Source organism: Actinoplanes sp. NPDC048791 (assembly GCF_040650095.1).
In the GTDB taxonomy this organism is placed as follows: Bacteria; Actinomycetota; Actinomycetes; order Mycobacteriales; family Micromonosporaceae; genus Actinoplanes.
Genome location: NZ_JBEZGQ010000218.1, coordinates 3,979 through 10,471 on the forward strand (window position 1 = coordinate 3,979; position 6,493 = coordinate 10,471).

Annotated in this window: 8 protein-coding genes; 3 read left to right on the plus strand and 5 right to left on the minus strand. The window is 72.5% G+C overall.

Annotation, left to right across the window (positions count from 1 at the left end):
• Positions 1 to 100: 100 nt before the first annotated feature.
• The gene (locus AB0C29_RS18025; protein WP_360821457.1) at positions 101 to 763 is read right to left on the minus strand and encodes a carbohydrate-binding protein; all 663 of its coding nucleotides are present in this window, start codon (positions 761 to 763) and stop codon (positions 101 to 103) included.
• Between the two features lie 318 nt (positions 764 to 1,081).
• On the opposite strand from AB0C29_RS18025, the gene AB0C29_RS18030 reads away from it, so the two are divergent.
• Positions 1,082 to 2,272 (plus strand): beta-1,3-glucanase family protein, encoded by a 1,191-nt coding sequence (locus tag AB0C29_RS18030; protein WP_360821459.1) that lies wholly within the window; start codon positions 1,082 to 1,084, stop codon positions 2,270 to 2,272.
• 26 nt (positions 2,273 to 2,298) lie between these two features.
• Here the strand turns inward: AB0C29_RS18030 and AB0C29_RS18035 are convergent, their stop codons facing one another.
• Together AB0C29_RS18035 and AB0C29_RS18040 are read right to left on the minus strand one after the other, a co-directional pair.
• Positions 2,299 to 2,811 carry a DUF3558 family protein gene (locus tag AB0C29_RS18035; protein ID WP_360821461.1) on the minus strand — a complete coding sequence of 171 codons (513 nt, stop codon included), beginning with the start codon at positions 2,809 to 2,811 and terminating at the stop codon, positions 2,299 to 2,301.
• Between the two features lie 63 nt (positions 2,812 to 2,874).
• On the minus strand, positions 2,875 to 3,780 hold the full coding sequence (locus AB0C29_RS18040) for a TIGR03619 family F420-dependent LLM class oxidoreductase (RefSeq protein WP_360821463.1): 906 nt from the start codon (positions 3,778 to 3,780) through the stop codon (positions 2,875 to 2,877).
• Between the two features lie 106 nt (positions 3,781 to 3,886).
• Between AB0C29_RS18040 and AB0C29_RS18045 the strand changes: the two genes are divergently transcribed.
• On the plus strand, positions 3,887 to 4,840 hold the full coding sequence (locus AB0C29_RS18045) for a GNAT family N-acetyltransferase (RefSeq protein WP_360821465.1): 954 nt from the start codon (positions 3,887 to 3,889) through the stop codon (positions 4,838 to 4,840).
• Between the two features lie 15 nt (positions 4,841 to 4,855).
• Here AB0C29_RS18045 and AB0C29_RS18050 read toward each other — a convergent pair whose 3' ends face one another.
• Positions 4,856 to 5,293: a TIGR03618 family F420-dependent PPOX class oxidoreductase gene (locus AB0C29_RS18050; RefSeq protein WP_360821467.1), complete on the minus strand. Its 438-nt coding sequence runs from the start codon at positions 5,291 to 5,293 to the stop codon at positions 4,856 to 4,858.
• Complete coding sequence (locus tag AB0C29_RS18055; protein WP_360821469.1) at positions 5,290 to 5,994, minus strand: tetratricopeptide repeat protein; 705 nt, start codon at positions 5,992 to 5,994, stop codon at positions 5,290 to 5,292. The genes AB0C29_RS18050 and AB0C29_RS18055 overlap by 4 nt, the downstream gene beginning before the upstream one ends.
• A gap of 80 nt (positions 5,995 to 6,074) precedes the next feature.
• Between AB0C29_RS18055 and AB0C29_RS18060 the strand changes: the two genes are divergently transcribed.
• On the plus strand, positions 6,075 to 6,493 hold a 419-nt coding region (locus AB0C29_RS18060), incomplete at its 3' end, for a hypothetical protein (RefSeq protein ID WP_360821471.1).

Consider the following 6,493-nt stretch of genomic DNA (forward strand, 5'->3'; position numbering starts at 1 on the left):
CCCTCCGTCCGCGCCGGCTTAAGTGCGGTGGGCCCGCTCGTGGCGTTTTTTGTCCTCCCGGGGGCCCGGGCGCAGGAGCTCCCCCCCCGCCCCCGGCGTGTCAGTGGGCGAACGCGAAATAGTTCAGGTTGACGAACTCGGCGGCGTCGCCACGGGCGAAGGTGAGGAACACGGTGTGCCGCCCGGTGGTGGGCTCGATGTCCGCGCTGCGGGACTGCCACTCCTGCCAGCCGCCGGTGTCCTCGACCGGCACCGCGCCGACCGGGGCGTTGCCGGGGCTGTCCAGGCGGAGTTCGATCCGGCCACCGCCGCCGTCCACGTCGGAGGCCAGCCGGACGGCGACCTTGGTGGCCGGCTCGGCGCCGAACTCCACGTCGTCGAAGCGCAGCCAGTCGCCGTTGCTGATCCAGCCGATGTTCTGCCCGCCGCCCTCGTCCTCGGTCTCCTGGAACTGGGTGCCCTGCTGGCCGGCGGCCGTCTCGGCCTGGATCACCGCATAGGCGTCCACGCCGCCGGGCGCCGGGGTGCTCGGCGAGGGTGACGGCTCCGCCGAAGGGGCGGCCGGCTCCGAGGGGGACGACGCCACCGACGGCGGGGCGGCGACCGCGGCGGCGGCCGGGGTGTCCGATCCGCCCTGGAGGCGCCCGATCAGGTAACCGAGCAGGACGAGGGCCAGTCCGGCCGCGGCGAGCGCGAGCCGGTTACGGGTGACCCGCGACCGGGAGTGATAGACGCCGGGCGGCGGGGAGGCTGGAGTAGTCATCGGCTCAGCAGGATAACGCAGCGGCCGGCTTTTTCGAAAAGTGTCGACCATGGACGCTGAGCTGCGGCAACGGCCCGAAGTGCCGGTCGGTGGGGGCTGTGCTATCGGCGGGGACATCGGCCGGCGTCATCGGTTGACATCTCCGGGAGGCCGTACCAAGCTCGGTGAGAGCGCTCTCAGCGATAGCGGAGCGTAATGGCCGGGACGCACCCCCCTTCCCTGTCCGCCCCCGAAGCGGCCCGGCCGACGCCGGATCCCTCCCGCGCGGATGTCCTCTCGCCGGGCCGGTGTCATCCGGGGGCCGACAGTTAGGTGCTCATGCGTCTCAACCGCAGATCTCTGCTCGGGCTCGTCGTCGCGGCGGTCGCCATCCCCGCCGCCGTCGCGGTGATCCCCACCGCTCAGGCCGCCACCGGCCCCGACCTGCTCCCGCTCACCGTCACCAACAACTCCGGCCGCGGCGAAGCCACCCACCTGTACGTGCTGGGTGTCAGCGGCGGCAAACTCGGCTACGTCACCGAGGCCGGCACCTTCACCCCGTGGACCGGCGGGGCCAACCCGCCCGCCCCGGCGCCCGACGTGTCGATCGACGGCCCGGCCAACGGGGCCAGCAAGACGATCCCGGTGCCGAAGGGCCTCTCCGGCCGGATGTACATGTCGTTCGGCGACAAGCTCGACTTCAAGATCAGCCAGGACGGCGGTCTCGTGCAGCCCGCGCCGTGGGCGGCCGGCGACCCCAACAGCGACATCCTGTTCGACTGGAGCGAGTTCACCTACAACGACTCCGGCATCTGGCTCAACAGCTCGCAGGTCGACATGTTCGCCGTGCCGCACGCGGTCAGCGCCACCGGCTCCGACGGCACCACCGCGGTGACGGGCCAGCTCAAGCCCGGCGGGCGCAACGCCGTCATCGACGCCATGAAGGCCGACGCGTCGTTCAGCGGTCTCGTCCGGACCCGCGCCGACGGCACTGTGCTGCGCGTGCTGGCCCCGGGCAAGGGCGCCGACGGCGGTGACTTCGACCCTGACTACCTGGCGTCCTACATCGACAAGGCCTGGGCCGCGTACGAGAACACCGACCTCACCGTGAAGCCGTTCGCCGACCAGCCCGACAAGATCTTCAAGGGCCGGACCAGCGGCGACGTCATGGCCTTCACCGACGCCACCGGCGCGCAGGTCGCGACGTTCACCAAGCCCACCACGGCCGACGTCTGGGGCTGCGACGGCAACCTCGGCGCCCCGAACGACCTCGTCGTCGGCCCGATCGCGCGCAGCCTCTGCGCGGCGCTGCAGCGGACCACGCTGGGCACCCAGGCCGTCGAGCCGAGCACCGACCCGTCGACGTTCTACCGCAACGAGCCGACCAACCTCTACAACAAGGTGATCCACGAGCAGATGGTCGACGGCAAGGCGTACGCGTTCGCCTTCGACGACGTGGCCAACCAGGAGTCGCTGGTGCACAGCGGCGACCCGACCGCGATCGGCATCACGCTGACGCCGTTCGAGTAGGACCGTCCGGTACGGCGCGCCGTCGCTCAGATCTTCGGGATGAGCACCTGAGCGACGGCCGTCGCCTCGGCCAGATTCTCCTCGTCGCTGTCGCCGCGGCTGTAGACGTCGATCGAGACCGTGCCGTAGAGCACGTAGAGGTGGCCGGCCAGCTGGAAGGCCCGCTCACCGATGTCGTTCACCGGCGTCGCGTCGGCGATCTTGACGGTGAAGTCCTGCTCGGTGGTCCGGCCCAGGAAGACGGCCAGCTGCCCGCCGGACTGCTGCCACTGGCAGAAGCGGTTGCTGTCGCCGGGCGGCAGCCCGTCCTCGTCGATCTGGGTGATCTCCCGGCCGGTGAGCTCGGTGACCTGCTTCTTGCTGAGCAGCGTGCACGGGTCGGGGATGTCACCGGCGTCCTTGACCGAGTCGCCGAGTCCACTGGCGGCAGACGGTGCAGGGGCGGCCGCCGGCGTAGCCGTCGAGGATTGATTCACCACTCCACAGCCCGTCAGGGCGAGGCAGGCGGCGAGGGCGGCGAACGGCCGGCAGTGGTTCATGCGCCCAGGTTGCCGGGTCGTGCCACGCCGCGGGAAGAGCCATGGCACGGAGGCGGAAGAACTTCAGCCGTTAGGGGCGAGGGCGGACAGGATCTCCTCGGCCCGTTCCCCGGCGGCCCGCGGGTCGCCGTCCGGTGAACCGATGAACGGATCCCAGTTGAGGTCGTAGAACAGCTCGGTGACGCCGGCCTCGGCGTAGAGCTGGGCGCCGCCCCGGATCTGCTCCCAGGTGCCCGACAGTGGCACGCCGTCCTCGCGCAGCCCGGCCTTGACCACGCCGCGCACGACGATCCGGAGGGTGTCCGGGTCGCGGCCCGACTCCTCGGCCGCCCGCCGCACGATCTGCGCTCCCCGCGCGATGTCCTCGAGGCTGGCCCGGCTGCTGCTGACCCAGCCCGCGGCGATCCGCCCGGCGCGCCGCAACGCGACATCCGCCGTGCCGCCCAGCAGGATCGGCGGGCCCCCGGGCTGCACCGGCGCGGGAGCCATGACGCTCGGCGGCACGGTGTAGAACTCCCCGTCGAAGGCGACGTGCTCACCGGTGAACAGGGCCCGCAGTACGCGCAGATACTCCTCCGTGCGGCGGCCGCGGGGGTTCGGGTCCGAGCCCGTCGCCGCGAACTCCACCTCGGACCAGCCGGTGCCCAGACCCAGATCGAAACGGCCGCCGGAGAGCACGTCCAGGGTGCTCGCCTGCTTGGCGAGGTAGGTGGGGGAGAGGTAGGGCAGGTTGATGACGGCGACCCCGAGCCGGATGTCGGTGGTGCGGGCGGCCGCGTAGGTCAGCGCCAGCAGCGGATCGAGCACGCTGCGGTAGACCGGCTGCAGATTCTGCTCGTCACCGGCCAGCAGCCGCTGGAACGACCACAGCCCGTGGTAGCCGAGCTCCTCGGCGCGCATCGCGAACCCGGTCAGGGACAGGGGATCCGCCCACACGCCGGAGACCGGGCATCCGCAGCTGATCAACATGCGGTTCACCGTACTGCCCGCCGATCGGGCGGGCTACCGGGCCGGACGGTGGCCGCGGGGCACAATGTCGGCACAGGCTTCTCCTACGGTCGGAAAGGGTCGCCGGATGCCGCTGACTCTCGTGGAGATGAACCCGGACGACTTCGTGCGCCGCCGTGCGCTGCTGGTGGCGAGCTACGCGCAGGCGATCACCACGGCGCGGGCGCTGACTCCCGCGCAGGCGCGGGCCGAGGCCGAGCGGGACGTCGCCGAGCGGCTGCCGCGCGGTCCGGCGACCCGCGGCCAGCTGCTGCGCAAGGCTCTGCTGAACGGCACCGAGGTCGGCTGGATCTGGCTGTCGCTGCCCGGCACGACCGTGCCGGACCTCGCCTGGATCAACGACATCGAGGTCGATCCGCCGTTCCGGTCCCGGGGGTACGCCGGCACGATCATCACCGCCGCCGAGGTGGAGCTCGTCGCCCGCCGCGTGCCGGCGATCGGCCTGAACGTCTTCGGTGACAACAACACAGCCCGTCGCCTCTACGAGCGGCTCGGCTTCGAGGTGACCGCGGAGCAGCGCTCCCGCTCGCTGGCCGAGGTGCCGGTGGCCGAGGGGATCGAGCTCGTGCCGATGACCGACTACCGGAGCCGGATCGAGGCGTTGTTCGCCGACTACGCCCAGGATCTGGTGCACGAGCGGGGCCTGTGGCACGGCGAGGCCGAGGACCGGGCCGCCCGCAAGCTGGCCGAGCTGCTCCCCGACGGGGCGCGGACCCCGGGGATGCTCCTGCGCACGGTGGTGGCGCGGGGCGTACCGGTCGGCTGGGTCTGGGCCGGTCTGCCGGCGCCGCCGCGGGTCGCCCTGGGCTGGCTGCACAACATCGAGATCGACGAGCCCTACCGCCGCCGGGGTCACGGCCGGGCGGCCATCGCCGCGGTCGAGGCCGAGCTGGCGCGGCGGGGTGTCGCCACGATGGGTCTCAACGTGCACGGGGCCAACACCGGGGCCCGCCGGCTCTACGACCGGCTGGGCTATCGGCTGCTGGCCCAGCAGTTGGCCAAGCACCTACCGGCCCGGTGACCCGAGGGGCAGCCGTCAGTTGCTGTAGATCCGGGTCGGGCTGATCAGCACGGCGGTGCGCCGCTGCTCGGCCATGACCCGGTCGTACTCGGCCCAGTCGTCGTGGGAGCCGCCCGCCGCGGTGAAGATCTCGCGCAGCAGCAGGCGCAGCCGGTCGGCGTCCAGCCACGGCTTGGGATCGTCCGGGCCGGCCAGCTCGGCGTGGCCCTCGACCGTGGCCCACTGCCAGCCGCTGCGGAACGCCGTCGTGATCTGGGGCCGGGCCCGCAGGTTGGCCAGCTTGACCCGGCCGTACGTGACGAACGCCAGCACCTGCTCGCCGGTCCCGGGATGCGCCACGACGCCGGCGTTGACCAGCGAGGACTGGATCGTCTGGTCGGCGCGCAGGGTGGAGACGATGGCCAGGCCGCTCTCGTTCGCGGCCAGGCTCCACGCCTCGGACAGGGTTGTCACCGTTCGGCCTCCGCCTTGTCGAGGAAGTCCTGCATCCAGGCGATGCGGTGCGGGCTCAGGCCGGCCTCGCGGCCCTGGGCGACCGCTTCCCGGACGTGGGCCAGCCCCTGCTCGCGCAGGCCGTCGGCCAGCTCGGCGATGCCCAGCGCCATCGTGCCGCCCGGGATCCAGCGCGGGTCGCCGAGCTCGGCGCGCAGCTCGTGCGAGATGCGCAGGTGCTCCAGCGCCTTGTCCGACTGCAGATCGGACGCCGCGTAGTAGAAGCCGACGTGGCGGTGCACCTCGGAGCGCAGCAGCAGGTCGCCGTACCGGTCGGCCAGGTCGAGGGCCTCCCAGTAGTACGGCATGGCGGCCTCCCAGTCCTGGCGCAGCACCTGGTGGACCAGCCCGACGCCGAACAGCGACTCAGCCGTGCCGGCCGGGTCGCCGAGGTCCCGCCGGATCTCCAGGGCCTGCTGGAAGAGGGCTTCCTCACCCTCGCTGTCGGCCTTGCCGAGATCCTCGTCCTCCAGCGCCCGGAAGTGCATGAGCATCGCCTGCCGGTCCAGCACCGCGGCCTCGAGGGCCCGGTCGCCGTCGGCCCGGGCCTGGGTCAGCAGCTCCTCGAAGGTCCGCTCGGCCGCCGCGTAGTCCCCGGTCCGGAACGCGGCCTCGACCATCGCCTCGTTGCCGGCCGCCAGTGTGTCCCCCGTTGTCCCCATCCTTCGCAGGCTACCGGCGGATCGGCGCCCAGGCTGTCCGCCCGCGCGTTTGCTTGCCCCGGCCTGCTCGAATCAAGGGCGTGACCGAGGACATCGAAACCCGCCTGACCGCACTCGCCGGACTGGTCCGCGAGGCCGAGCTGCTCCGCGCCCGGCGGGCCGAGCTGGATCAGCGTCTCACCGAGCAGGCGGCCACCCTGGCTGAGCTGCGCGCGCAGTGGGCCGGGGAGGTCCGCGACGTCGAGCGCCTCGAGGGCGTCTCGCTGTCCCGGGTGCTGGTGGCCCTGCGCGGCGCGCACGCCGAGGAACTGTCCCGTGAGCAGGCCGAGGCTGGAGCGGCGCGCTACCGGGTCGCCGAGGGCGAGAGCCGGCTCGCCGCACTCCGGGCCGAGCGGGCGGCTGTCGACGCGCGGCTGGCCGAGTTGGCCGACCTGCCGGCCCGCTTCGCAAGAGCGGTCGACGACAAGGAGAGCCACCTGCGCCGGACCGGTGGCCCGCA

What these genes read in the sequence shown, in the direction of transcription:
- AB0C29_RS18025 (WP_360821457.1), bottom strand. Translation starts at nt 763, where the DNA reads ATGACTACTCCAGCCTCCCCGCCGCCCGGCGTCTATCACTCCCGGTCG.
- AB0C29_RS18030 (WP_360821459.1), top strand. Translation starts at nt 1,082, where the DNA reads ATGCGTCTCAACCGCAGATCTCTGCTCGGGCTCGTCGTCGCGGCGGTC.
- AB0C29_RS18035 (WP_360821461.1), bottom strand. Translation starts at nt 2,811, where the DNA reads ATGAACCACTGCCGGCCGTTCGCCGCCCTCGCCGCCTGCCTCGCCCTG.
- AB0C29_RS18040 (WP_360821463.1), bottom strand. Translation starts at nt 3,780, where the DNA reads ATGTTGATCAGCTGCGGATGCCCGGTCTCCGGCGTGTGGGCGGATCCC.
- AB0C29_RS18045 (WP_360821465.1), top strand. Translation starts at nt 3,887, where the DNA reads ATGCCGCTGACTCTCGTGGAGATGAACCCGGACGACTTCGTGCGCCGC.
- AB0C29_RS18055 (WP_360821469.1), bottom strand. Translation starts at nt 5,994, where the DNA reads ATGGGGACAACGGGGGACACACTGGCGGCCGGCAACGAGGCGATGGTC.